Source organism: Streptomyces gelaticus, assembly GCF_014649535.1.
Classification (GTDB): Bacteria; Actinomycetota; Actinomycetes; order Streptomycetales; family Streptomycetaceae; genus Streptomyces; species Streptomyces gelaticus.
In genome coordinates this window covers 118618-142326 of sequence record NZ_BMTF01000006.1, presented here as the reverse complement: position 1 = coordinate 142326, position 23709 = coordinate 118618, and the positions used below count along the sequence as shown (strand labels likewise).

Annotated in this window: 21 protein-coding genes; 16 read left to right on the top strand and 5 right to left on the bottom strand. The window is 71.7% G+C overall.

Annotation, left to right across the window (positions count from 1 at the left end; translation table 11 throughout):
• Window positions 1-183 precede the first annotated feature (183 nt).
• The 4 genes from IE107_RS11210 (at window position 184) to IE107_RS11195 (ending at window position 6468) form a co-directional block, all read left to right on the top strand.
• Window positions 184-3027 (top strand): glycoside hydrolase family 2 TIM barrel-domain containing protein, encoded by a 2844-nt coding sequence (locus IE107_RS11210; protein ID WP_189543778.1) that lies wholly within the window; start codon window positions 184-186, stop codon window positions 3025-3027.
• An 87-nt stretch (window positions 3028-3114) separates the two neighbouring features.
• On the top strand, window positions 3115-4173 hold the full coding sequence (locus IE107_RS11205; protein ID WP_189543576.1) for a hypothetical protein: 1059 nt from the start codon (window positions 3115-3117) through the stop codon (window positions 4171-4173).
• A complete protein-coding gene (locus IE107_RS11200; protein WP_229866844.1) occupies window positions 4170-5435 on the top strand; it encodes a hypothetical protein in 1266 nt (421 codons plus the stop codon). The genes IE107_RS11205 and IE107_RS11200 overlap by 4 nt, the downstream gene beginning before the upstream one ends.
• Window positions 5436-5532: 97 nt before the next feature.
• The gene (locus IE107_RS11195) at window positions 5533-6468 is read left to right on the top strand and encodes an RluA family pseudouridine synthase (protein WP_189543575.1); all 936 of its coding nucleotides are present in this window, start codon (window positions 5533-5535) and stop codon (window positions 6466-6468) included.
• A gap of 13 nt (window positions 6469-6481) precedes the next feature.
• On the opposite strand, the gene IE107_RS11190 is transcribed toward IE107_RS11195, so the two are convergent.
• Together IE107_RS11190 and IE107_RS11185 are read right to left on the bottom strand one after the other, a co-directional pair.
• Entirely contained in the window at window positions 6482-7111 is a 630-nt protein-coding gene (locus tag IE107_RS11190; protein WP_189543574.1) for an MBL fold metallo-hydrolase, read from the bottom strand.
• On the bottom strand, window positions 7111-8196 hold the full coding sequence (locus IE107_RS11185; RefSeq protein ID WP_189543573.1) for an S-(hydroxymethyl)mycothiol dehydrogenase: 1086 nt from the start codon (window positions 8194-8196) through the stop codon (window positions 7111-7113). The genes IE107_RS11190 and IE107_RS11185 overlap by 1 nt, the downstream gene beginning before the upstream one ends.
• Before the next feature lie 272 nt (window positions 8197-8468).
• Between IE107_RS11185 and phsA the strand changes: the two genes are divergently transcribed.
• Window positions 8469-10370 carry an O-aminophenol oxidase PhsA gene (gene phsA, locus IE107_RS11180; protein WP_189543572.1) on the top strand — a complete coding sequence of 634 codons (1902 nt, stop codon included), beginning with the start codon at window positions 8469-8471 and terminating at the stop codon, window positions 10368-10370.
• Between the two features lie 68 nt (window positions 10371-10438).
• On the opposite strand, the gene IE107_RS11175 is transcribed toward phsA, so the two are convergent.
• Complete coding sequence (locus tag IE107_RS11175; protein ID WP_189543571.1) at window positions 10439-11140, bottom strand: FadR/GntR family transcriptional regulator; 702 nt, start codon at window positions 11138-11140, stop codon at window positions 10439-10441.
• A 144-nt stretch (window positions 11141-11284) separates the two neighbouring features.
• Here IE107_RS11175 and IE107_RS11170 point away from each other — a divergent pair, with 144 nt between their 5' ends.
• The 3 genes from IE107_RS11170 (at window position 11285) to IE107_RS11160 (ending at window position 14060) form a co-directional block, all read left to right on the top strand.
• On the top strand, window positions 11285-11794 hold the full coding sequence (locus IE107_RS11170) for a gluconokinase (protein WP_189543570.1): 510 nt from the start codon (window positions 11285-11287) through the stop codon (window positions 11792-11794).
• An 11-nt stretch (window positions 11795-11805) separates the two neighbouring features.
• The gene (locus IE107_RS11165) at window positions 11806-13203 is read left to right on the top strand and encodes a GntP family permease (protein WP_189543569.1); all 1398 of its coding nucleotides are present in this window, start codon (window positions 11806-11808) and stop codon (window positions 13201-13203) included.
• Between the two features lie 407 nt (window positions 13204-13610).
• On the top strand, window positions 13611-14060 hold the full coding sequence (locus IE107_RS11160) for an ASCH domain-containing protein (RefSeq protein WP_189543568.1): 450 nt from the start codon (window positions 13611-13613) through the stop codon (window positions 14058-14060).
• Window positions 14061-14138: 78 nt separating this feature from the next.
• Here the strand turns inward: IE107_RS11160 and IE107_RS11155 are convergent, their stop codons facing one another.
• Window positions 14139-15794 (bottom strand): FAD-binding dehydrogenase, encoded by a 1656-nt coding sequence (locus tag IE107_RS11155; RefSeq protein ID WP_189543567.1) that lies wholly within the window; start codon window positions 15792-15794, stop codon window positions 14139-14141.
• A 237-nt stretch (window positions 15795-16031) separates the two neighbouring features.
• Between IE107_RS11155 and IE107_RS11150 the strand changes: the two genes are divergently transcribed.
• The 6 genes from IE107_RS11150 to IE107_RS11125 are packed head-to-tail and all read left to right on the top strand — an operon-like array spanning window position 16032 to window position 19747.
• A complete protein-coding gene (locus IE107_RS11150) occupies window positions 16032-16925 on the top strand; it encodes a DMT family transporter (RefSeq protein ID WP_189543566.1) in 894 nt (297 codons plus the stop codon).
• Between the two features lie 57 nt (window positions 16926-16982).
• Complete coding sequence (locus IE107_RS11145; RefSeq protein WP_189543565.1) at window positions 16983-17612, top strand: TetR/AcrR family transcriptional regulator; 630 nt, start codon at window positions 16983-16985, stop codon at window positions 17610-17612.
• 57 nt (window positions 17613-17669) lie between these two features.
• On the top strand, window positions 17670-18443 hold the full coding sequence (locus IE107_RS11140) for a glucose 1-dehydrogenase (protein ID WP_189543564.1): 774 nt from the start codon (window positions 17670-17672) through the stop codon (window positions 18441-18443).
• 34 nt (window positions 18444-18477) lie between these two features.
• Window positions 18478-18999 carry an NUDIX domain-containing protein gene (locus IE107_RS11135; RefSeq protein WP_189543563.1) on the top strand — a complete coding sequence of 174 codons (522 nt, stop codon included), beginning with the start codon at window positions 18478-18480 and terminating at the stop codon, window positions 18997-18999.
• 44 nt (window positions 19000-19043) lie between these two features.
• Window positions 19044-19439, top strand: a complete 396-nt coding sequence (locus tag IE107_RS11130) for a YidH family protein (protein WP_189543562.1) — start codon at window positions 19044-19046, stop codon at window positions 19437-19439.
• Entirely contained in the window at window positions 19436-19747 is a 312-nt protein-coding gene (locus IE107_RS11125) for a DUF202 domain-containing protein (protein WP_189543561.1), read from the top strand. Before IE107_RS11130 ends, IE107_RS11125 begins: the two co-directional genes overlap by 4 nt.
• Window positions 19748-19951: 204 nt before the next feature.
• Here the strand turns inward: IE107_RS11125 and IE107_RS11120 are convergent, their stop codons facing one another.
• Window positions 19952-21241 (bottom strand): glucarate dehydratase family protein, encoded by a 1290-nt coding sequence (locus tag IE107_RS11120; RefSeq protein WP_189543560.1) that lies wholly within the window; start codon window positions 21239-21241, stop codon window positions 19952-19954.
• A gap of 178 nt (window positions 21242-21419) precedes the next feature.
• Here IE107_RS11120 and IE107_RS11115 point away from each other — a divergent pair, with 178 nt between their 5' ends.
• Together IE107_RS11115 and IE107_RS11110 are read left to right on the top strand one after the other, a co-directional pair.
• Window positions 21420-22442 carry a phosphotransferase family protein gene (locus IE107_RS11115; protein WP_189543559.1) on the top strand — a complete coding sequence of 341 codons (1023 nt, stop codon included), beginning with the start codon at window positions 21420-21422 and terminating at the stop codon, window positions 22440-22442.
• Window positions 22443-22450: 8 nt separating this feature from the next.
• Window positions 22451-23677, top strand: a complete 1227-nt coding sequence (locus IE107_RS11110) for an acyl-CoA dehydrogenase family protein (protein ID WP_189543558.1) — start codon at window positions 22451-22453, stop codon at window positions 23675-23677.
• Window positions 23678-23709 lie beyond the last annotated feature (32 nt).

The following is a 23709-nucleotide window of genomic DNA, read 5'->3' as shown; positions in this document are numbered from 1 at the left end:
GGAATGGCAGACGCGCTAGCTTGAGGTGCTAGTGCCCTTTATCGGGCGTGGGGGTTCAAGTCCCCCCTCGGACACAGAGCGAGTGCCGATCAGGAATATCCTGATCGGCACTTTGCGTTGCGCCCCGAGCGAGGAGTCCCTGTGATCCGCACACACGCCCCCGCCCTGCCCTGGTACGAGGACATGGAGCCCGGATCCGGCGGGCTGGAGCCGCGCGCCTGGTACGCGGACTCGGACGCCGGGCGCATCTCGCTGAACGGGGAGTGGCGCTTCCGGCTCTCACCGGGCGCCGCCACCCGGGACGAGTCGTTCGCGCGCCCCGGGTTCGACGCCTCGGGGTGGGCGACGATCGGGGTTCCCGGACACTGGGTGCTCCAGGGGGCAGGCGGCGCTCCCGCCTACACGAATGTGGTGTACCCCTTCCCCGTCGATCCGCCGAGGGTGCCGGACGCCAATCCGACCGGGGACCATCTGCGGACCTTCGATCTGCCCGCCGGATGGCCCGGGGACGGGGAAGTGGTGCTGCGTTTCGACGGGGTGGAGTCCTGTGCCCGGGTCTGGCTCAACGGTCGGGAGCTGGGCGACTTCAAGGGGTCACGGCTGCCGCACGAGTTCTCCGTCGGCGGGCTGCTGCGGGCCGAGGGCAATGTGCTGGCCGTTCGGGTGCACCAGTGGTCGTCGGGGAGCTATCTGGAGGACCAGGACCAGTGGTGGCTGCCCGGGATCTTCCGGGACGTGACCCTGCTGGAGCGGCCGCGGGGTGCGCCGAGGGACTTCTTTGTGCACGCCGGGTACGACCATCGCGACGGGTCCGGGACGCTGCGGGTGGAGTGCGAGGGGGCCGGGGGACGGGTCCTCGTGCCCGAGCTGGGGATCGATGTCGCGGCGGGCGAGGCGGTGACCGTCGCCGTCGAGCCGTGGACGGCCGAGACGCCCCGGCTGTACGACGGGGAGCTGGTGACACCCGGGGAACGGATCGGGCTGCGGGTGGGATTCCGCAGCGTCGTGGTCGAGGACGGGCTCATCAGGGTCAACGGGCGGCGGGTGCTCTTCCGCGGGGTGAACCGGCACGAATTCCATCCGGAGACCGGGCGGACCGTGGACGCGGCGACCATGCGGCGCGATCTGGTGCTGATGAAGCAGCACAACATCAACGCCGTGCGGACCAGCCACTACCCGCCGCATCCCGCCTTCCTCGATCTCTGCGACGAACTGGGACTCTGGGTGATCGACGAGTGCGATCTGGAGACGCACGGCTTCAGCGGCCTGCAGTGGCACGGCAACCCGGTGGACGACGAGCGGTGGACCCCGGCACTCCTCGACCGGGCGGCGCGGATGGTCGAGCGCGACAAGAACCACGCATCGGTGATCATCTGGTCGCTCGGCAACGAGTGCGGCACCGGGCGCGGGCTGAGCGCGATGGCCCGGTGGATCCGGGGCCGGGATCCGGAGCGGCTGGTGCACTACGAGGGCGACCCCTCCTGCCGGGACGCCGACCTGTACTCACGGATGTACCCGACGCATGCCGAGGTCGAGCTGATCGGCCGACGGGCGGAGGAGCCGCTGGCCGACGCGGAGGCGGACGCCCGGCGGCGCGCGATGCCGTTCCTGATGTGCGAGTACGCGCATGCGATGGGGAACGGTCCCGGTGGACTCTCCGAGTACCAGCGGCTGTTCGAGCGCTACCGGCGCTGCCAGGGCGGCTTCGTCTGGGAGTGGATCGATCACGGCCTCGCCCACCCCGAGCACGGCTTCGCGTACGGCGGGGACTTCGGCGAGGAGCTGCACGACGCCAACTTCGTCTGCGACGGGCTGCTCTTCCCCGACCGCACCCCCTCCCCCGGGCTGACCGAGTACAAGAAGGTTGTCGAGCCGGTGCGGATCGAGCCCGTGGCCGAGGCGGGCTCGGTCCGGATCACCAACGGGTACGACTTCGCGAACTCGGCCCACCTGGACTTCGAGTGGTCGCACGAGGTGGACGGGGCGCCCGTCGGCTCCGGCGCGCTCGATGTGCCGGAGCTGGCACCCGGTGCCTCGGCCGAGGTGCCGCTGCCGATGGCCGGTGCCGGGGTATGGAGCGTGCGGGCGGTGCTGGCGCGGGACACCGCCTGGGCCGGGCGCGGGCATGTGGTGGCGTGGGGGCAGACGGAGGCGGGCGCCCCCGTGGTCCCCGCCGCCGCGGTGGGTGCGCGGCCCGAACGGGACGCGGGGCTGATCACCCTCGGGCCCGGCGTCTTCGACGCGGCGACCGGGACGCCGGTGCGGCTGGGGGCGGTGCCGGTGGAGGGGCTGCGGCTGGATGTGTGGCGGGCGCCCACCGACAACGACAACGGTGCGGCGTGGCTGCCGGACGAGCAGTACGGGGCGCGGTGGCGGGAGCTGGGCCTGCACCGGATGCAGCACCGGACCGACGCGGTCGAGGCCGGTGCGGACGGGCTGCTCGTACGGACCAGGGTGGCGCCGGCCGGGGTCGGCCCGGGGCTGCGTACCTCGTACCGGTGGACGGCCGACGGGGAGCGGCTGGGGCTGGCCGTGTCCGTGGTGCCGGAGGGCGAGTGGCGGGTGCCGCTGCCCAGGCTGGGGATCCGGTTCGGGCTGCCCGCCGCCTACGGCGCGGCGCGGTGGTTCGGCGGCGGGCCCGGTGAGGCGTACCCGGACACCCGGGCCGCCTCGGTGCTCGGCCGGTGGGGGATGTCCGTGGACGAGATGCAGACGCCGTACGTGCGACCCCAGGAGAACGGTGCGCGGGCCGGTGTCCGGTGGGCGGAGCTGGCGGACGGCAGCGGTGCGGGGGTGCGGGCCGAAGGGGGTGCGCCGTTCTGGTTCACCGCGCGGCGGTGGACGAGCGAGCAGCTGGACGCGGCGGAGCACCGGACGGGGCTGCGGGCCGGCGGGACCGTCTGGGTCAATCTGGATCACGCGGTGCAGGGCATCGGCTCCCGGTCGTGCGGGCCGGGTGTGCTGCCGGAGTACCGGCTCGACGCACGGGCCGCGGAGTTCTCCTTCGTGTTCACGCCGTTGAACTGACCCGCGCGGGGGCCCGGTCCACGGTGCGGGGACGGCGACGTACCATCGGGGCTTTGCGCGATCTTGGTTCTTCGACGGGGGCACGTGATGGGCAGAAGGCGCGGAGCGACAGTGGCCGGGGCGGTGGCCGGGGCGGTGCTCGTCTCCGGCATCGGGCTGTGGGCGACGGACAGTTGGCCGTTCCGGGACAGCTACTGCTGGGGGGCGTGGGAGCAGGACAGCGGCGCGGCCTTCCTGGGTGAGGACGGGCTCGCCAAGTCCGGCTCCGAGCGGAGTGCGACCGAGTCCGCGCCGCCCTCGGCCGGCCGTCACCGCGCCAGTTGCACGGTCACGGTGACCTCGACGGTCCCGGATGACGACTCGGACGAGCCGCTCACGTTCAAGGAGCAGGTCGCCGTCGAGTACGGCCCGGTCCCCGCCGGGGCCGAGGACCGACGCGCCTGGATCGCCCGGTACTTCGACGGCTCGGGTGCGCGACTGCCCGACGGACTCGACGGGCTGGTCGCCGGGGACCGGGCCATGCTGGTCCTGCCGGAGGGCTGCGATGCGGACGGCAGACCGACCGCGGTGACGATCCGGAGCGGGAGCACCGGTGACGGCCATCTGGGCAAGGTGGCCGTGCCGTTCACGATCGGCACCCGGTCCGAGGTGACCCGGATGCTGCTGGACGTGGCGAACACCGGTATGCGGAAGGCCGGTTGCGCGCCGGACGAGCCGCTGCGCACGGCCTCGCCCTTCGTGACGGTACCCGAGGACGCCGACTCCGCCCGGAGCCCGCTGTGCCGGATCCCCGGTGTGGCGCTCGACTTCGGCAAGCGCTCCGGCTACCGGGTACAGGTGGGGGTGGTCGACCGGCGGCTCCAGACGTGTTCGGTGGTGTGGCGGGCGCGGGGGCTGCCCGACGAGCCGGCGGCGCAGTACGTGATGACGGCCGAACCGCGCCTGGTCGCGCTGTTCGAGGGCCTTCCCGAGGGCGCCGGCAACGGGCTCGTGCGCACCGAGTGCGACGGGCGGCGGACGGTGTTCTACGCGAACCTCGGTTCCGGGCTGAAGGGTTCGGGCCGGCCCGACGACCGCACGGTGTTCACGCGCTTCACCGAGTCCGTGGGCAAGCGCATCGGGTGCGGGAGCGGTGAGGGCGCATGAGCGACGAGGACTCCATGGAGAACGGGGCAGCGGCAGTGGACGGCGAGAACACGGCGGACCCCGGGACGGGGACACGGGAGCCCTGGCCCGAGCAGGACCCGCCCGCGCGGCCCGAGCCCGAGCCCGCGCCCGGCCCGTCCGCGCAGCCGGAACCCGTGCCCGCCCCGGCGCGCGTGCCGGTGCTGCGCCGCCTGCTGCGCAGCCGTACCGTCCGTGCCGCCACCGCCGCCGGGCTGGTCGGTGCGCTGCTCGGCGCCGGTGCGGTGGCCTGGCGCACGGACACGCTGCCGCTGGTGGGGCCCGCCCCGTGCTGGGACTCGCTCGGCGACTCGACCTTGACGGATCTCTTCGGTGACCGCAGGACCGAGGTGGAGGAACAGGCGCTCCAGGGCGACCCGGTCGGCCAGGGCGACTCGTACGGGCAGTGCCGCATCACCAGCTACAAGGACGACAGGGCCCGCCGCCAGGTGACCCTGCGGGTGCACCGGCTGGACGGCCTGAGGGGCACGGACGGGCACGCGTGGCCCGCGGAGTTCCTCACCGCCGGCATGGTGCCGCTGGGCGACGGGCTGCCGGGGCTGACCTCCTCGTCGCGCGCCTGGCTGGCACTGCCGCAGAGCTGCACCGGACGGGACGAGTTCACCGGCCCCACCGTGGTGGACATCGCCATGGGGCCGACCGGACTCGACCTCGAATCGGACTACGAGCAGGAGGACCGTGCGGCGCTGACCCGTGCGGTCGTGGAGGCCGCCAACGGCGTCATCCGTGACTTCGGCTGCTCCGGCACGTACCGGACACCGGCGACACCGCCCGCTCCGGTGGAGCGGCACAAGACGGACGCCGGTGCCTTCTGCGGCACGAAGGGTTTCGCCCTTCCCGAGGCGCACCGCAAGGATCTGGCCCGCACGCGCGTCGGCGGCGACGGCGGGCCCGCCCGGGTCTGCGAGGCCGGTGGCTCCTACAACCCCGCCGTGCGGCTGACGACGGTGACGGATGCGGCGCTGTCCGAGATCTTCTCCTCGGGCACGCTCAGGACCGGTCTGTCCGTCAAGGGTTCCAAGGGCTACGGCTCCATCGACGGGACCAGGGCCGTCTACCGGGCGAAGTGTCAGACCGGTCCGGTGGTCTTCATGGTGGAGCAGCTGGACCACACGGAGCACTCGGCCGCCGGCCTCGCCCGTGAGCTGCTGCCCGGCTATGTGGCCGCCGAGGCCGAGCGCATCGGCTGCGGTCCGGAGAAGGTGACGCTGCCGGGCTCCTGACGGCGCCCGGCCGGCGACCGGCGATAATGGCGGCCCCCCGGGCGACAGAGCGAGGAGCCGGCACCATGAGTACCGCCGCAGTGGTCGGCGTTCCCCGGTGAGGGGGCGTGCGAAGCCCCCGTCGGCGCCGCTGCCGCAGCAGGACGGGATCGATCCGGTCCGGCTGCGGCTCCCCGAGGATCCGGACGGGGCGTGGCCGACGGTGCGTGATCATCTGCTGGCGCGCTTCGCGGGGGCGATCGGGGCACGGCGGGTGGACGCCATGTTCGCCGAGGGCCGGTTCGTCTCCGTGCGGGGTCCGGTGTCCTCCGACGAGCCGTACGAAGCGGGCCGGTACATCTGGTTCCACCGGGACTTCGCACCGGAGGAGCCGGTGCCGTTCCCGGTCGGTGTGGTCCACCGGGACGAGCATCTCGTCGTCGCCGACAAGCCGCACTTCCTGGCGACGACGCCGCGCGGACGGCACATCACCGAGACCGCGGTGGCCCGGCTGCGCCGCGGGCTGGAGCTGCCGGAGTTGCAGCCGGCGCACCGGCTGGACCGGCTGACGGCGGGCCTCGTCCTGTTCGTCGTACGGCCCGAGGAGCGGGGCGCGTACCAGACGATGTTCCGGGACCGGCTGGTGCGCAAGGAGTACGAGGCGGTGGCGCCGTACGATCCCGCGCTGGTGTTCCCGCGTACCGTGCGCAGCCGGATCGTGAAGGAGCGCGGGGTGATCGCCGCCCGTGAGGAGCCGGGCGAGCCGAACAGCGAGAGTCGGATCGAGTTGCTGGAGCACCGGGAGGGGCTCGGCCGCTACCGGCTGCTGCCCGCCACCGGGCGGACCCATCAGCTGCGGGTCCACATGAACGCCCTGGGGCTGCCGCTCGTCCACGATCCGGTCTATCCGGTTCTCGAGGCGGAAGGAGCGCCGGACGACTTCGCCCGCCCGCTCCAACTCCTCGCCAGGGTTCTGGAGTTCACCGATCCGGTCACGGGCGAACCGCGCCGCTTCGAGAGCGGGCTGCGGCTCTCCGCGTGGCCGGACCGGTGAGCCTGCGCGGTTCTCAGTGACCGCGGGCGATCCATTCGTCCAGGTGCGGGGCCTCCGCGCCGATGGTGGTGGAGTCGCCGTGGCCGGTGCGGACGGTGGTCCCGGGCGGGAGTGCGAGCAGCCGGTCCCTGATCGACGCGACGATGGTCGGGAAGTGGGAGAAGGACCGTCCGGTCGCGCCGGGCCCGCCCTGGAAGAGCGTGTCCCCGGTGAAGACGGTGGCCAGCTCCGGGGCATGGAGGCAGACGGCACCCGGGGCGTGGCCGGGGGTGTGCAGGACCTCGAGCACCGTTCCGGCGATCTCCAGCTCCTGGCCGTCGGCCAGTTCACCGTCCGGGAGGCGGTCGGGGTGGGTCTGCTTCCACAGCGGCAGGTCGTCGCGGTGCAGCAGGATCGGCGCGCCGGTCGCGTCGGCCAGGGCGGGGGCGGCGTCGATGTGGTCGTTGTGCGCGTGCGTGCAGACGATGGCGCGCAGCGTACGGCCGTTCAGCGCGTCCTCGATGGCGGCGGCGTCATGGGCGGCGTCGATGACGATCGCCTCGGTGTCGTCGCCGACGATCCAGACGTTGTTGTCGACGTCCCACTCCCCGCCGTCGAGGGCGAAGGTGCCGGAGGTGACGAGGTGGTCGATGCGGGCGGTCATCAGAAGACCACCACCGAGCGCAGCACGTCGCCGTCGTGCATCCGGGCGAAGGCCTGCTCCACGTCGCCGAGTCCGATGGTCTCGGTGACGAATGCGCCGAGGTCGATCCGTCCCTGCTGGTGCAGGTCGATGAGCATCGGGAAGTCGCGCGAGGGCAGGCAGTCGCCGTACCAGGAGGACTTGAGCGAGCCGCCGCGCCCGAAGACGTCGATGAGCGGCAGCTCCAGCTGCATCTCCGGGGTGGGGACGCCGACCAGGACGACGGTGCCGGCGAGGTCGCGGGCGTAGAAGGCCTGCTGGTACGTCTCGGGGCGGCCGACCGCCTCGATGACGACGTCCGCTCCGTTGCCGTCGGTGAGGGAGCGGATCGCCTCGATCGGGTCGGTGGAGCGGGAGTTGACCGTGTGCGTGGCGCCCATCGTCTTCGCCGTCTCCAGCTTGCGGTCGTCGATGTCCACGGCGATGATCTTCGCCGCGCCGGCCAGCCGGGCCCCGGCGATCGCCGCGTCACCGACGCCTCCGCAGCCGATCACGGCGACCGAGTCGCCGCGGCCGACCTGTCCGGTGTTGATGGCGGCGCCGATGCCCGCCATCACGCCGCAGCCGAGCAGACCGGCGACGGCCGGGGAGACCTCCGGGTCGACCTTGGTGCACTGACCGGCGGCGACCAGGGTCTTCTCGGCGAAGGCGCCGATGCCGAGGGCCGGCGACAGCTCCGTGCCGTCGAGCAGTGTCATCTTCTGCTTCGCGTTGTGGGTGTCGAAGCAGTACCAGGGGCGACCGCGCAGGCACGCGCGGCACTGCCCGCACACGGCACGCCAGTTGAGGACGACGAAGTCACCGGGCGCGACGTCCGTGACGCCCTCGCCGACGGACTCCACCACACCCGCGGCCTCGTGGCCGAGCAGGAAGGGGAACTCGTCGTTGATGCCGCCCTGCTTGTAGTGGAGGTCGGTGTGACAGACGCCGCACGCCTGGATCTTCACCACGGCCTCGCCGGGGCCCGGGTCCGGGATCACGATCGTCTCGATCCGTACCGGCTCGTTCTTCCCCGGTGCGATGACCCCTTGCACCTGCTGCGACATACCGTGGTCTCCCTGTTTCCGTCTCTTTGCGAAGATCGAACGCGAACAACGGTACGCCCCGTGAGGGTGTCACGGCGGCGCGCCGCGTTGGCGGGAAAGGACCGCCGTCCCCCCGGTGGGATGTACCGCTTTCGGTCAGATGATGCACCCTGCTGAACTCCGGTGGTTATCAGGCCGTCCTTCGATACACAGGGGCCGCCGAATCAGTACCTGCGGGGGCAGGGGTCGCGTGGTCCATCAGCAGGGGAAACACGGATCATGGGGGAAGTACCTTGACCGAGACCACCAGCACCACGGACCGGACCGACGTCCGCCGCACCGACGAGCCGGGGCCCGAAACGGCCGCGCTCGGGGCGCCGGTCGGCGGACTCGTCCCGTACACCGACGCGTTGCCCGTACCGCCGGTGCTCCGCCCGCAGACCGGGGACGTGCTCCGTGAGACCGAGATCGCCCTGTCGCCCACCTGGGTGCGGCTGCACGCGCAGCTGCCGCCCACGCTGATGTGGGGTTACAACGGCACGGTGCCGGGGCCGACCATCGAGGTGCGGCGCGGGGAGCGGATCAGGATCGCCTGGACCAACCGCATCCCCAAGGACAGCGAGTACCCGGTCACGGCGGTGGAGGTCGGCCCGGTCAAGCAGGACGAGCCGGCACCGCACAACCGCCCCGGACGCGAGGGCGTCGAGCCGGACGCGGACGTCGCCGCGCTGCCCGCCTGGACGGTGACGCATCTGCACGGCGCGCAGACCGGTGGCGGCAACGACGGCTGGGCGGACAACGCGGTCGGCTACGGTGACGCCCAGCTGTCGGAGTACCCGAACGACCACCAGGCGGCGCAGTGGTGGTACCACGACCACGCCATGAACATCACCCGGTGGAATGTGTACGCCGGGCTCGTCGGCACCTATCTGATCAGGGACGACGAGGAGGACGCGCTCGGTCTGCCGTCCGGCGACCGGGAGTTGCCGCTGATCCTCGCCGACCGCAATCTGGACACCGACGCGGACGGCCGGCTCAACGGGCGGCTGCTGCACAAGACGACAGTGATCACCGAGGCCGATCCGGAGACCGGGAAGCCGGTGTCGCTGCCGTTCTTCGGCCCGTACACCACCGTCAACGGCCGCATCTGGCCGCATCTGGACGTGGACGACGCCTGGTACCGCTTCCGGCTCGTCAACGCCTCCAACGCCCGGATCTACGATCTGGTGCTGGTCGACGAGGAGAACAACCCGGTGCCGGGCGTGATCCGGCAGATCGGCAGCGACGGCGGGCTGTTGCCGCGCCCGGTGCCGGTCGACTTCGACGAGGTGCTGCCGCAGCTGACGATCGCCCCGGCCGAGCGGATGGACCTGCTGATCGACTTCTCGGCGCTGGCCGGGCGCCGGGTCCGGCTGGTCAACCGCGGCAGGCTGGCACCGGGGGTGCCGGACCTGCCGGCGAACGTGCCGTTCCCGCAGGTGATGGAGTTCCGGGTACGGGAGACGGGGCAGCGGGACGGTTTCGAGCTGCCCGAGGTGCTGTCCGGTTCCTTCCGGCGGTACGAGCACGGCGAACTGGAGCACGGCCACCGGCTCGTGGTGCTGACGGTGCCCGGCACGGTCGGCGGCGGCGGTCACCCGGAGATCTGGGAGATGGCGGAGGTCGAGGACCTGGCCGGGATACAGCTGCCCTCGGACGGTGTCATCCAGGTCGAGGGCGAGGACGGCACGGTGCGCACGTACCGCAGGATCTCGCGGACCTTCAACGACGGCCTCGGCTTCACGGTGGGCGAAGGCGCCTACGAGCAGTGGTCGTTCCTCAACCTCGGCGGTCCGACGCATCCGATGCACATCCATCTGGCGGACTTCCAGGTGATGGGCCGGGAGGCGTACCGGGTCGACGGCTTCGATCGGGCGCTGGGCGGAACCCGCTCGCCCGTGGCCTTCGACCACGGCACCACGATCGCGACGGCACCGAACGAGCAGGGCTGGAAGGACGTCTTCCGGGTGCCCGCGGGGCAGTTGGTGAAGGTGCTCGGGAAGTTCGACGGGGCGTACGGGCGGTTCATGTACCACTGCCATCTGCTGGAGCACGAGGACATGGGCATGATGCGGCCGTTCGTCGTGATGCCGCCCGAGGCGCTGAAGTTCGACCACGGCGCAGGGCACGGCGGCCACCACGGGCACAGCGGCTGACCGGCCGGGACCGGCGGCCCCCGCGGAGGCGTTCCGCGGGGGCCGCCGCGTGTCCGCACCACCACGGTTCAGGGCGCGAGCACGTCCAGTTCGTGCAGGGCGCCCACCGCGATCTCCTTCGTGAGCCGCTCCGCCGCCGCGGCGTCGCCCTCGCGGACCGCCTCTGCGAGCCGGACGTGCAGGGTGACCGCGGCCGGGTCCGGGTCCTCGAACATCACCTGGTGGTGGGTACGGCCCGCCAGGACCTCGGCGACGACGTCGCCCAGGCGCGCGAACATCTCGTTGCCGGAGGCGTTGAGCACGATCCGGTGGAACGCGATGTCGTGCTCCAGATAACCCTCCAGTTGCTGGCCGCGCGAGGTGGCGACCATACCGAGCGCGCACTCGGTGAGAGCCGCGCACTGCTCCGGGGTGGCATTGCGGGCGGCGAGGCCGGCCGCGACGGGTTCGATAGCCGACCGCAGCACGGTCAGGGAGCGCAGCTGGCGCGGGCGGTCGGCGCCGGCCAGCCGCCACCGGATGACCTGGGGGTCGTACACGTTCCACGCCTCGGTCGGCCGCACGGTGACGCCGACCCGGCGCCGGGACTCGACCAGGTGCATGGATTCCAGGACGCGGACCACTTCGCGTACGACGGTGCGCGAGACGTCGAAGCGCTGGGCCAGCTCATCGGTGCGCAGGACCTGCCCCGGCGGATGCTCCCCGGCGGCGATCTCCAGACCCAGGGTGTCCAGCACATGTGTATGCAGCCCAGGGCCCTGTGTGGTCATGAGCACAGCCTACGGGGCGCCCTTCACCAACAAAAAGTACGACGTTTACGTCACAAAATCTTGAATAAGTCGTACGTATAGGTTTCAGTAGCGCGACGGACCGATGTCGAGGAAGACATCGAAGAGGACTGCGAGGCACCACCAATGAGCACCCCCCACGTCGTCGTGGTGATGGGCGTAGCAGGGACCGGCAAGACCACGATCGGCCCGCTGCTCGCCGCCGAACTCGGCGTTCCGTACGCAGAGGGCGACGACTTCCATCCCGCGGCGAACATCGCCAAGATGTCGGCCGGTACCCCGCTGGACGACTCCGACCGGTGGCCCTGGCTCGACGCGATCGGCCGGTGGGCCCACGGCCGGGCGGGGCTCGGCGGAGTGGTGAGCAGCTCGGCGCTCAAGCGGACCTACCGCGACCGGCTGCGTGCCGAGGCACCCGGCGCGCTCTTCCTCCATCTGACCGGCGACCGGGCCCTGATCGAGCGGCGCATGGCGGAGCGCAAGGGGCACTTCATGCCCACCGCACTGCTCGACTCGCAGTTCGCCACCCTGCAGCCGCTGCGGGAGGACGAGGCCGGGGTCTCGGTCGACGTGTCCGGCACCCCCGAAGAAATCACCCAGCGAGCCGTCGCCGCGCTGCGCCGGCTCGAAAACTAAGGATCACCACCGTGACCAGTCTCAGCGTCGAGATATTGGCAGCGGACGCCGTCGAACCGATCACTTCGGCAGGCAACGCGCAGTTGGGCATCGCAGTTCTGGCGGGCATCGCCGTCATCGTTCTGCTCATCACCAAGTTCAAGATGCACGCGTTCCTCGCGCTGACCATCGGCTCGCTTGCGCTCGGCTCGTTCGCCGGCGCCGCTCCGGCCAAGACGATCGCCAGCTTCACCGCCGGGCTCGGCTCGACCGTCGCGGGTGTCGGTGTGCTCATCGCGCTCGGCGCGATCCTCGGCAAGCTGCTGGCCGACTCCGGCGGAGCGGACCAGATCGTCGACACCATCCTCGCCAGGGCGAGCAGGCGCTCCATGCCGTGGGCGATGGTCCTGATCGCCTCGATCATCGGCCTGCCGCTCTTCTTCGAGGTCGGCATCGTGCTGCTGATCCCGGTGGTGCTGCTCGTCGCGAAGCGCGGCAACTTCTCCCTGATGCGGATCGGTATCCCGGCGCTGGCCGGTCTCTCCGTGATGCACGGTCTGATCCCGCCGCACCCCGGCCCGCTGGTGGCGATCGACGCCCTCGGTGCCAACCTCGGTGTCACGCTGGCGCTGGGCGTGCTGGTCGCGATCCCGACCGTGATCATCGCGGGGCCGCTCTTCTCCCGCTACGCGGCGCGCTGGGTGGACATCCAGGCTCCGGAGAAGATGATTCCGCAGCGCCCCTCGGAGGAGCTCGACCGCCGTCCCAGCTTCGGCGCCACCCTGGCGACCATTCTGCTGCCGGTCGTGCTGATGCTGGTCAAGGCCCTGGTCGACATCGTCGTGGACGACCCGGAGCAGGGCCTTCAGAAGGTCACCGATGTCATCGGCTCGCCGCTGATCGCGCTCCTCGCGGCCGTGTTGGTCGGCATGTTCACGCTGGGCCGGGCGGCCGGTTTCTCCAAGGGCCGGCTCTCCACCACCGTCGAGAAGTCCCTCGCCCCGATCGCCGGTGTGCTGCTGATCGTGGGCGCGGGCGGCGGCTTCAAGCAGACCCTGATCGATGCCGGCGTGGGCCAGATGATCCTGGACTTCTCCAAGGACTGGTCGATCCCGGCCCTGCTGCTGGGCTGGCTGATCGCCGTCGCGATCCGGCTCGCGACCGGCTCGGCGACCGTGGCCACCATCTCGGCGGCCGGTCTGGTCGCCCCGCTGGCCGCCGACATGTCGACGTCCCACGCCGCTCTGCTGGTCCTCGCCGTCGGCGCGGGCTCGCTCTTCTTCAGCCATGTCAATGACGCCGGGTTCTGGCTGGTGAAGGAGTACTTCGGCATGGACGTCGGCCAGACGGTGAAGACCTGGTCGGTGATGGAGACCATCATCTCCGTGGTCTCACTGGCCTTCATCCTGCTGCTGTCGCTGGTTCTCTAGCGCGCGGCAGCCCGCACGGTCCTCCCCCACAGCACATGCTGTGACCGTGCCCCCCGGCGCTCGACCGGCCCGGTGCGCATGCCACGGCGTGCCTCCGGGCCGGCGGGCGCCATTGCCATGCGCCAGGCCGGCGCGATGCGGGCCGCGAGCGCCGGCCGGCCGTGGACGAAGGTCGCGCTGCTGCACCACACCAGCCGGGCCGGGCCGGTGAACCACGAGGTGCCTTCGGCGTCGGGAGGACGACGGTTCACCCGGCGGTACGACCAGCTGCGCCCGTCGGCCACAGGGGTCGCGTGCCCACCTGCCCCTACCGGTTCGCAACTCGGCGCGTGCGGAGCGCAGTTGACGGCACCCGTCGGGTACCGGCACCGGCGCCGCACCCCGGCGGGCATGTCAGACTTGACGCCATGTCGAACCGTGAACCCCTCAAGCCCTTCCTGCTCGCCTTCCCCGGGCCCCTGCGCGATCAGCTGGTGGGAGCGGTGCTCGCCGGCGCGAAGGTGTCGACGACCGGGCTGCTGGCGGAGTACGAGGCGGAGAAGGAGGAGCTGCCTCCGGTCGGTGAGCGGTCCGCGCTGATCGACTCCGACGGCCGGGAGATCGCGGTGCTGGAGGTGACGGAGGTGCGGGTGCTCCGCCTCGGCGACGTCGACCTCCGGCACGCGGTCGACGAGGGCGAGGGCCACACCTCGGTCGCCGAGTGGCGCGCGGGACACGAGAGGTTCTGGCACAGCGAGGAGATGCGGGAGGCGCTCGGCGACCCGGGGTTCACCGTCGACGACGACACCATGGTGGTCGCCGAGCGGTTCCGGGTCGTCGAGCTGCTGGACCCCGTCGTGGGAGCCGAGGAGCGGTAGGCCCGGGGCGGCGGGTTCCAGGGCCGGTGCGGCCCTGATCCGCCGGGCGGACCACGGGACAGCCCTTGGCCGGCCGCCTCAGCCGACCGCCTTCGCCGCCGCCCGGCCGGCCGCGCGGCCGGAGAATATGCAGCCGCCGAGGAAGGTCCCTTCCAGCGAGCGGTAGCCGTGCATCCCGCCGCCGCCGAATCCGGCCGCCTCCCCCGCCGCGTAGACACCGGCCAGGGGGGTGCCGTCCGCGGTCAGCACCCGCGAGGACAGGTCGGTCTCCAGTCCGCCGAGCGACTTGCGGGTCAGGATGTTCAGCCGTACGGCGATCAGCGGGCCGGCCTTGGGATCGAGGATGCGGTGCGGTGCGGCCGTCCGGATCAGCCTGTCGCCGAGGTAGGCGCGGGCCCCGTGGATCGCGGTGATCTGGAGGTCCTTGGTGAAGGGGTTGGCGATCTCGCGGTCGCGTGCGGTGATCTCGCGGCGCAGTTCGGCCTCGTCGATCAGCGGTTCCCCGGTGAGCGCGTTCATGCCCCGGACGAGCGCGGCGAGGTCCTTCTCGACGACGAAGTCCGCTCCGTTGTCCATGAACGCCTTCACCGGGGCCGGGACATCGGCACGAGCGCGGCCGATCACGTCGCGGATCGACTTTCCGGTGAGATCCGGGTTCTGCTCGGAGCCGGAGAGCGCGAACTCCTTGCCGATGATCTTCCGGTCGAGCACGAACCAGGTGTGGTCGTGGCCGGACTTCATGATGTGTTCGAGGGTTCCGAGGGTGTCGAAGCCCGGGAAGAGCGGGACCGGCAGCCGCTTGCCGCGGGCGTCCAGCCAGAGCGAGGACGGTCCGGGCAGGATCCGGATGCCGTGCCGGGCCCAGATCGGGTTCCAGTTCTCGATGCCCTCGGTGTAGTGCCACATCCGGTCGCGGTTGATGTGGTGGGCGCCCGCCTCCTCGGCGATGCCGAGCATGAGCCCGTCGACATGGGCGGGGACGCCGGAAAGCATCTTCGCGGGCGGGGTGCCGAGCCGCCGGGGCCACTGCTTGCGCACCAGGTCGTGGTTGCCGCCGATGCCGCCGGAGGTGACGATCACTGCCTGGGCCCTCAGCTCGAAGGTGCCGGTCGCCCGGCGGCTGCTCGCGGTGCCCCGGGCGGCGGCGCTCGGTTCCAGCACCTCGCCGGTCACCGTGTCGACGGCGCCCGCGGTGCGGCCGAGGCCGGTGACCCGGTGCCGGAACCGGAACTGTACGAGCCCCTTGGCGACGCCCGCGCGGACCCGGCGCTCGAAGGGGGCGACGATGCCGGGGCCGGTGCCCCAGGTGATGTGGAAGCGGGGTACGGAGTTGCCGTGGCCGTTCGCGTCGTAGCCGCCGCGCTCGGCCCAGCCGACGACGGGGAAGATCCGCAGCCCCTGGGCGTGCAGCCAGGAGCGCTTCTCACCGGCCGCGAAGTCGACGTACGCCTCGGCCCACTTCCGCGGCCAGTGGTCCTCCTCGCGGTCGAAGCCCGCCGTGCCCAGCCAGTCCTGGAGGGCCAGCTCATGGCTGTCCTTGACCCGCATCCGGCGCTGCTCGGGCGAGTCGACGAGGAAGAGGCCGCCGAAGGACCAGTGCGCCTGGCCGCCGATCGACTGCTCGGGCTCCTGGTCGAGCAGGATCACCGAACGGCCCGCGTCGGCCAGCTCGGCGGTGGCCACCAGACCGGCGAGCCCGGCCCCGACAACGATCACATCAGCGTCGTACGCCATGGGTTCCATCCTTTTCGGAGCGGTCGATCCGGTCACGGCCGCGGTAGGGGCCCGAGTCGTTCCGGAGCGGACTGCGGGGCCGACCGGCCGAGAGGGAAGTTACTCGTGCGTCAGATCTTGGGCACCGGCCGCTGCGGCGTCAACCGCCCGGTCGGCGGCGCTCCGGCCGCACCCCAGGGAAACCGGCGCTATCGTCGAAACAAATCACCCACTTCTGGCCTGACTTGAGGTAGAAGCGTGTCGGTGCTGGTCCTCGTGCTCGCCGTGAGCGCCGCCTGCTGCCTGGGCTTCGGCTTCGTTCTGCAGCAGGCCGCAGCTTCGCATGCCCCGCGGAGCGACTATCTCTCGCCCCGACTGCTGCTGGACCTGATGCGGGTACCGAGCTGGCTGGCCGGCATCGGGCTGATGGTCTGCGGCATGGTGCTGGGCGCCCTGGCCCTGGGCAAGGGCGAGGTCTCCGTCGTCGAACCCCTCCTCGCGACCAATCTGCTCTTCGCGATGGCCCTGTCACGCCATCGCACCGGCCAGCGGCTCGGCCATCAGGGCTGGGCCGGTCTCTGGCTGCTGGCCGGCGGGGTCGCCGCCTTTCTGCTGGCGGGCCGGCCGGAGGGCGGCGAGGCGGTGACCAGCCCGCTGCGGCACTGGCTGGTGATCGGTGTGGTCGTGGGCACCGCGCTGCTCCTCACCACCGTCGCCAAACGCTCCCGGTCCGGGGCCGCCCCCGCGCTGCTCGCGGTGGCGGCCGGGCTGCTGTACGGACTCCAGGACGCCCTCACCCGGGTCAGCGGCCAGCGGCTTTCCGACGAGGGGTTCGCGGCAGTGGTGACGGGGTGGCAGCCGTACGCGGTGGTGGCGCTGGGGGTGACGGGCCTGCTGCTGGTGCAGAGCGCGTTCGAGACCGGCCCGCTGCGGGTCTCGCTGCCCCCGCTGACCGCCTCGCAGCCACTGGCCGGGATCGCCTGCGGGGTCGGCTTCCTCGGGGACCGACTGCGCACCGACACCGGCGCACTGGCCTGGCAGGCGGCCGGTCTCGTGGCGATCGTCGTCGGGATCGTGCTGCTCGGGCTGCATCCGGCGATGCCGGAGGGGCCGGTGGGCGGGCGCCGCGAGAAGAGCCTCCAGCCGAACTGACCGGGTGCCCGGCCACGGGGGCCGGTTTTTAATAATGGTCAGCATTAGAATGTCGCCATGGCGCGAACGTCCGGTCAGGAGACCAGGGAGAAGCTGATCCGTGCGGCCGAGGAGGTCTTCGCCGCGCAGGGCCCCGACGGTGCCCAGCTGCGGGACATCGTCCGGCTGGCCGGGCAGAGCAACCCCTCCGCGGTCCAGTACCACTTCGGCTCCCGGGCCGGCCTGCTCGACGCGGTGATGGCGGGCCGCCAGGCCCGTACCGAAGAGGTGCTGGCCCCCCTGCTCGACGAGCTGGGCGAGGAGTGCGGCGTACGGGAGCTGCTCACCGCACTGGTGGCCGCCGAGGCGAGCCTGCTCGCCGACGACCGGGGCCGCCGCTGTCTGCTGATCTCGTCCCGGCTCACCCATGAGACCGGGCTGCGGACCGGCCGGCTGCACCCCGCCCTGGACGGCACCAGCTACGGGCGGCTGATCGGCCGCGTCGGGGACCGTCTGGGCGAGCTGCCCGGCCCCGTGCGCCTGGAGCGCCTGGATCTGGCGCTCACCCTGATCGGCGCGGCGCTGGCCGACCGCGCCCGCCTGCGTCTCGACTCCACCGAACCGCTGACCGGCGACGAGCTCTTCCTCGCCGATCTCGTCGAGACCACCACCGCTTTCCTGCACGCCCCCGTGCCGGGCGGTGCGTGATCACCGGACCACTCACCACCGCACCACTTGCCACCTGCACCACATGAAGGAAGCGACATGAGCGACAAGAGCAACCTCACCGACAAGACCGTCGTCATCACCGGCGGCGCCCGGGGACTGGGCGCCGAGGCCGCGCGCGTCGCGGTGGCCGGCGGGGCCCATGTGGTGATCACCGACGTGCTCGACGAGGAAGGCGCCGCCACCGCCGCGGAGCTGGGGCCGAAGGCCCGCTTCATGCACCACGACGTGACCTCCGAGGAGGACTGGCAGCGGGTCGCGGAGTTCGCCCTCGCCGAGTTCGGACGGATCGACGGCCTGGTCAACAACGCCGGTGTGTCGACCGGTCAGCCGCTGGAGAGCGAGAGTGTCGAGCACTTCCGCAAGGTCATCGACATCAACCTGACGGCCGTCTTCATCGGCATGAAGACGGTGATCCCGGTGATGAAGGAGAACGGCGGCGGTTCGATCGTCAACATATCCTCGGCCGCCGGCCTGATGGGCCTGGCCCTGACCTCCAGCTACGGCGCCTCGAAGTGGGGCGTGCGCGGTCTGACGAAGGTCGGCGCGGTGGAGCTCGGCACCGCGGGGATCCGGGTGAACTCGGTGCACCCCGGCATGGTCTACACGCCGATGACCGCGTCCGTCGGCATCCAGCAGGGCGAGGGCAACTACCCGAACACCCCGATGGGCCGGGTCGGCGAGGCCCCGGAGATCGCGGAGGCGGTCGCCTTCCTGCTCTCCGACGCCGCCTCGTACATCACCGGTGCCGAGCTCGCCGTGGACGGCGGCTGGACCACGGGCCCGACCGTCAAGTACGTCATGGGGCAGTGATCGTCCGCATGGGGTCTGCTGTTGGATGAGGAGCATGACTCCTTCTGACGAGATCCTGGACATCGTCGACGGGAACGACGTGGTCGTGGGGCAGGCCCTGCGCGGTGAGGCCACCGCGCAGGGCCTTCGCCACCGCTGCGTCTTCATCGAGGCCCGGGACGCGGAGGGCCGGCTCTTCGTCCACCGCAGGACCCCGGACAAGCTGGTCTTCCCGTCCCACTACGACATGTTCGTGGGAGGTGTGGTCGGCGCCGGTGAGTCGTACGACGAGGCGGCGCTGCGGGAGGCCGAGGAGGAGCTGGGGGTGTCCGGGCTCCCCCGGCCCGAACCGCTCTTCAAGTTCCTCTACGAGAGCGCCGAGCACTCCTGGTGGTCGTACGTCTACCGGGTACGGTGCGAGCTGCCGGTGAACCCGCAGGTGGAGGAGGTCGCCTGGCACGCCTTCCTCACCGCTGACGAGCTGGCGCGGCGGATCGACGACTGGAAGTGGGTGCCGGACGGCCTGGAGGCGTACCACCGGCTGCGCGCCTTCCGGGCGGCCGGTACGGGCTCCTGATCCTGGGCGGCGATCACCTACGAAGCGACAGCTAAGGTTCACGCGTGAACGAATTCGTACAGGGCCTGCGGCTCTGGTTCGCACCGGAGCGCATCCGCGAAGAGGGCGACACCCCCGACTACCGGTTCTCGCTCGCCAACGAGCGCACCTTCCTCGCCTGGATCCGGACGGCTCTGGCACTGATCGGCGGCGGGTTCGCGGTCGACCAGTTCCTGCCGGAGCTGGCGTGGGGGGTCCGCGCCGGTCTGGCGCTCGCACTGCTGGCGGCCGGTGTGCTCTGCGCGCTGCGGGCCGTCAACCACTGGGTGCGGTGCGAGCGGGCGATGCGGCGCGGGGAGGACCTGCCGGTCTCGCGGTTCCCGACGCTGCTCGCCCTGGCCGTCGCGGTCGTCGCGGTGGCGATGGTGGTGGTGGTCCTCTTCGGCTGGGAGGGCCGGTGACCACTGCGGGGCGCGACCCCGGACTTCAGCCCGAGCGGACCAGGCTGGCCTGGCGGCGAACGACGCTGTCGTGCACGGTGGTGGCGCTGCTGGCGGTCAGGCAGGCGCTGCACGGCGGGGCGGGCCCGGCGGCGATCGTGGCGGTGTCGCTGAGCGCACTGGCCTGGCTGGGGTTTCTGCGGGTGGCGCATCTGCGGGTGCTCGGGATGGGGACCGCCCGGCCGCGACTGCTGTCGGCGCGCGGCGCGCTGACAGCGGCGGCGTGCACGGTCGCGCTCGCGGTGTTCGCCACGGCCATGCTGTTCTGAGGGCGGGGCCGCCGGCGCCGTCAGAGGCCGGGGAACTCCCGGGGTACGGCGACGACGATCTTTCCGCGGGTGTGCCCCCCGTTCGTTCAGCCGGGGGGCGTCCGCCGCCCGCTCCGGCGGGGACCCGTTCCCTTCATGCACCGGCCATCGGTGCGGGTCCGGGCCCCGCACGTCAGGCCGCGGCGCCCCGGGGCTGCGGGGCCGTCACCAGCGCGGGATCGCCGGTGTCCGCCACTGCGGCTCGGCCTTGCGCATCGCCGCCGCGTCGTCGCGCTCGCGCATCGTGCCGTCGTCGTCGAGCCAGCGCCGGTGCAGGGCGGCCAGGCGCTCGCGGTCGAGTTCGACTCCGAGTCCGGGTGCGTCGGACACGGCGAGCCGGCCGTCCCGGAAGACATGGCGGGCGGTGATGACGTCCTCGCTCTGCCAGGGGTAGTGGCTGTCGCAGGCGTAGTCCAGGTTGGGCACGGTGGCCGCGACGTGGGTCATCGCGGCGAGGCTGATGCCGAGGTGGGTGTTGGAGTGCATGGAGAGTCCGACGCCGAAGGTACGGCAGATCCCGGCCAGTTCACGCGTACGGTGCAGCCCGCCCCAGTAGTGGTGATCGGAGAGGACCACCTGCACGGCGCCCCGGGCGAAGGCCTCCGGCACCTCGGCGAGGGTGGTCACACACATGTTGGTGGCGAGCGGTACGTCGGTGCCGGCGGCGACCGCGGCCATCAGGTCCGTGCCGCTCGCCGGGTCCTCCAGGTATTCGAGTACGTCCTTCAGCTGTTCGGCGGCATACAGCGAGGTCTCGACGGACCAGGCGCCGTTGGGGTCGAGCCGCAGCGGCTGCCCGGGGAACTCCTCGGCCAGGGCACGGATCGCGGCGATCTCCCGGTCGGGTTCGAACACACCGCCCTTGAGCTTGAAGGAGGAGAAGCCGTGCTCGCGGGCGAAGCGCCGGGCCTGGGCGACGACACCGGCCGGGTCGAGGGCGGCGCCCCAGTCGTCCTGTTCGCCGCCCTCGGGGTGGGCGGCCCAGCGGTGGAAGAGGTAGGCGCTGTACTCGACGGCGTCGCGGACCTTCCCGCCCAGCAGCGCGTGCACGGGGAGGCCGAGAGACTTGCCCAGCGCGTCGAGGCAGGCGACCTCGAAGCCGGAGACGACGGAGAGCCGGAGCTTGTCGGCGGTCTGCACACCGCGCAGTCCGCCCGCGTCGACCCGGTCGTCGGCCGCCCGTGAATCGCCGCAGACCTCATCGGCCAGAGCGAACAGCCCGTTCAGATCGCTGACCGGGCGTCCGGCGAGCGCGGTGGCGAGCGGCCGGGCGAGTTCGAGGTACTTGCCGTCCCCGTACGTCTCGCCGATCCCGGTGACTCCGCCCCGTGTGACGACCTCCACGATGAGCCGAGGGGTGTAGGGCTGGTGGACGCCCTGAGTGTTGAGCAGCGGCGGGTCGGCTATCAGGATCGGGGTCAGCCGGACTTCGTCGATCAGCAGCGCTGTGTTCATACATGAACCCTATTCAGGGATGCGACTGAACGCCAGACTCCGGACCGAGCAGGGCGCGAGCGGGCCCGAAGGATTCCGCCGCACGTCCGTCCGACGGGTCCCGGGCGCGTACTGGACGGCATACCGACTGGTCGGCATGATGGTGCCGACCGTCTTTCACCCCCCGGAGGTGTGCACGATGAGCTCAGTCCACCCGCCAGGTCTCGACCTCGACCGGCTGCGCGGACACCTCGACCGCGAGCGGCCGGGGCTGGTGAGCGGACCGCTCGAAGCCCGGCTGATCGAGGGCGGCCGGTCGAACCTGACGTACGTCGTCACGGACGGCACCGGCCGCTGGGTCGTCCGCAGGCCCCCGCTGGGCCATGTGCTGGCCACCGCGCACGACATGAAGCGCGAGCACCGGGTGATCAGCGCCCTGCACCCGACGGCCGTCCCGGTGCCCGAGCCGGTGCTGCTGTGCGAGGACGCATCGGTGACCGGGTCGCCCTTCTACGTCATGGAGTACGTCGAGGGCACCCCGTACCGCACCGCCGAGCAGCTCGCCCCGCTGGGCGCCGCGCGCACCCGGGAGGCGGCCCTCGGGCTCGTCGACACCCTCGTCGCCCTGCACGCCGTGGACCCGGAGTCCGTCGGGCTCGGCGACTTCGGGCGGCCCGAGGGCTTCCTCGACCGGCAGTTGCGCCGCTGGGGCAAGCAGCTGAACGCGTCGCGCAACCGCGAACTGCCGGGCATCGACGAACTTCACGCCGCGCTCGGGCGCGCGCTGCCCGTCTCGCCCGCGCCCACCGTCGTGCACGGCGACTACCGGCTGGACAATGTCCTGATCGGCTCCGACGACCGGATCAAGGCCGTCCTCGACTGGGAGATGTCGACGCTCGGCGACCCGCTGACCGATCTCGGCCTGCTGGTGATGTACAGCTCCGATCTCGGCCTCGCCGAATCGCCGGTCTCCACCACCAGCGGCGCGGCGGGCCATCCCTCCCCCGCCGAGCTGACCGAGCGCTATGCCGCCCGCTCCGGCCGGGACACCTCCGCCATCTCCTGGTACACGGCGTTCGCCTGGTTCAAGCTCGCCGTGATCCTGGAGGGCATCCACTACCGCTACACCCTGGGCCGGACCGTCGGCGCCGGCTTCGACCGCATCGGCGATCTCGTCCCCGTCTTCATCGAGCACGGGCTCACCACCCTCCAGGAAGGCTGATCACCCCCATGGACTTCGCATTCGACGCCCGCACCGAAGAGCTGCGCACCCGGCTGCTGGCCTTCATGGACGAGCACGTGTACCCGGCCGAGAAGACCGCGCAGGAGCAGCGGGCTCTGCTGGCCTCCCCGTGGGACACCCCGCGGATCGTCGAGGACCTGAAGGCCGAGGCACGCAGTCAGGGCCTGTGGAACCTCTTCCTGCCGGATGCCGGGCACGGGGCCGGGCTGAGCAATCTCCAGTACGCCCCGCTCGCCGAAATCACCGGCCGCTCCCCGCAGTTGGCGCCGACCGCGCTGAACTGCGCGGCCCCGGACACCGGGAACATGGAGGTGCTCTTCCAGTTCGGCACGGACGAGCAGAAGAAGCGGTGGCTGGAGCCACTGCTCGCCGGGGAGATCCGCTCGGCGTTCGCCATGACGGAACCCGAGGTGGCCTCGTCGGACGCGACGAACATCGAGACCCGCATCGTGCGCGACGGCGGCGACTACGTCGTCAACGGCCGCAAGTGGTACATCTCCGGGGCGATGAACCCGGACTGCGAGATCTTCATCGTGATGGGCAAGACGGCGACTGCCGATGGCCCTGACGCCCCCGACATCCGCCGCCGGCAGTCGATGATCCTGGTCCCTCGCGACACGCCCGGCCTCGAAGTACGCCGTGCCATGCAGGTGTACGGGTACGAGGACCACTACCACGGCGGTCACGCGGAGGTCGTCCTCACCGATGTGCGGGTGCCGGCCGAGAATCTGATCGGCGAGGAGGGCGGCGGCTTCGCCATCGCCCAGGCACGGCTGGGGCCGGGCCGGATCCACCACTGCATGCGGCTGATCGGCATGGCCGAGCGGGCCATCGAGCTGATGTGCAGGCGAGCGGTGTCCCGTACCGCCTTCGGCAAGCCGCTCGCCCAGCAGGGCGTCGTGCAGAACTGGATCGCGGACGCGCGGGTCACGGTGGAGCAGCTGCGGCTGCTGGTGCTGAAGACGGCGTGGCTGATGGACACGGTGGGCAACCGGGGCGCGCACACGGAGATCCAGGCAATCAAGATCGCCACTCCGCGCGCGGTGGTCGGCATCCTCGACCAGGCGGTGCAGCTGCACGGCGCGGGCGGGGTCGGCCAGGACTTCCCGCTGGCCGAACTGTGGGCGGCGGCACGGACGTTGCGGCTGGCGGACGGTCCGGACGAGGTGCACCAGCGGTCGCTGGCCCGGCGGGAGATCAAGCGGTACGTGTAGGCGGTGGGCCCGGTCGCCCGCAGGGGTTCACG

What these genes read in the sequence shown, in the direction of transcription:
- IE107_RS11115 (WP_189543559.1), top strand. Translation starts at nt 21,420, where the DNA reads ATGAGCTCAGTCCACCCGCCAGGTCTCGACCTCGACCGGCTGCGCGGA.
- IE107_RS11190 (WP_189543574.1), bottom strand. Translation starts at nt 7,111, where the DNA reads ATGACCGCCCGCATCGACCACCTCGTCACCTCCGGCACCTTCGCCCTC.
- IE107_RS11200 (WP_229866844.1), top strand. Translation starts at nt 4,170, where the DNA reads ATGAGCGACGAGGACTCCATGGAGAACGGGGCAGCGGCAGTGGACGGC.
- IE107_RS11155 (WP_189543567.1), bottom strand. Translation starts at nt 15,794, where the DNA reads ATGGCGTACGACGCTGATGTGATCGTTGTCGGGGCCGGGCTCGCCGGT.
- IE107_RS11145 (WP_189543565.1), top strand. Translation starts at nt 16,983, where the DNA reads ATGGCGCGAACGTCCGGTCAGGAGACCAGGGAGAAGCTGATCCGTGCG.
- IE107_RS11205 (WP_189543576.1), top strand. Translation starts at nt 3,115, where the DNA reads ATGGGCAGAAGGCGCGGAGCGACAGTGGCCGGGGCGGTGGCCGGGGCG.
- IE107_RS11135 (WP_189543563.1), top strand. Translation starts at nt 18,478, where the DNA reads ATGACTCCTTCTGACGAGATCCTGGACATCGTCGACGGGAACGACGTG.
- IE107_RS11140 (WP_189543564.1), top strand. Translation starts at nt 17,670, where the DNA reads ATGAGCGACAAGAGCAACCTCACCGACAAGACCGTCGTCATCACCGGC.
- IE107_RS11160 (WP_189543568.1), top strand. Translation starts at nt 13,611, where the DNA reads ATGTCGAACCGTGAACCCCTCAAGCCCTTCCTGCTCGCCTTCCCCGGG.
- IE107_RS11120 (WP_189543560.1), bottom strand. Translation starts at nt 21,241, where the DNA reads ATGAACACAGCGCTGCTGATCGACGAAGTCCGGCTGACCCCGATCCTG.
- IE107_RS11170 (WP_189543570.1), top strand. Translation starts at nt 11,285, where the DNA reads ATGAGCACCCCCCACGTCGTCGTGGTGATGGGCGTAGCAGGGACCGGC.
- IE107_RS11175 (WP_189543571.1), bottom strand. Translation starts at nt 11,140, where the DNA reads ATGACCACACAGGGCCCTGGGCTGCATACACATGTGCTGGACACCCTG.
- IE107_RS11110 (WP_189543558.1), top strand. Translation starts at nt 22,451, where the DNA reads ATGGACTTCGCATTCGACGCCCGCACCGAAGAGCTGCGCACCCGGCTG.
- IE107_RS11210 (WP_189543778.1), top strand. Translation starts at nt 184, where the DNA reads ATGGAGCCCGGATCCGGCGGGCTGGAGCCGCGCGCCTGGTACGCGGAC.
- IE107_RS11185 (WP_189543573.1), bottom strand. Translation starts at nt 8,196, where the DNA reads ATGTCGCAGCAGGTGCAAGGGGTCATCGCACCGGGGAAGAACGAGCCG.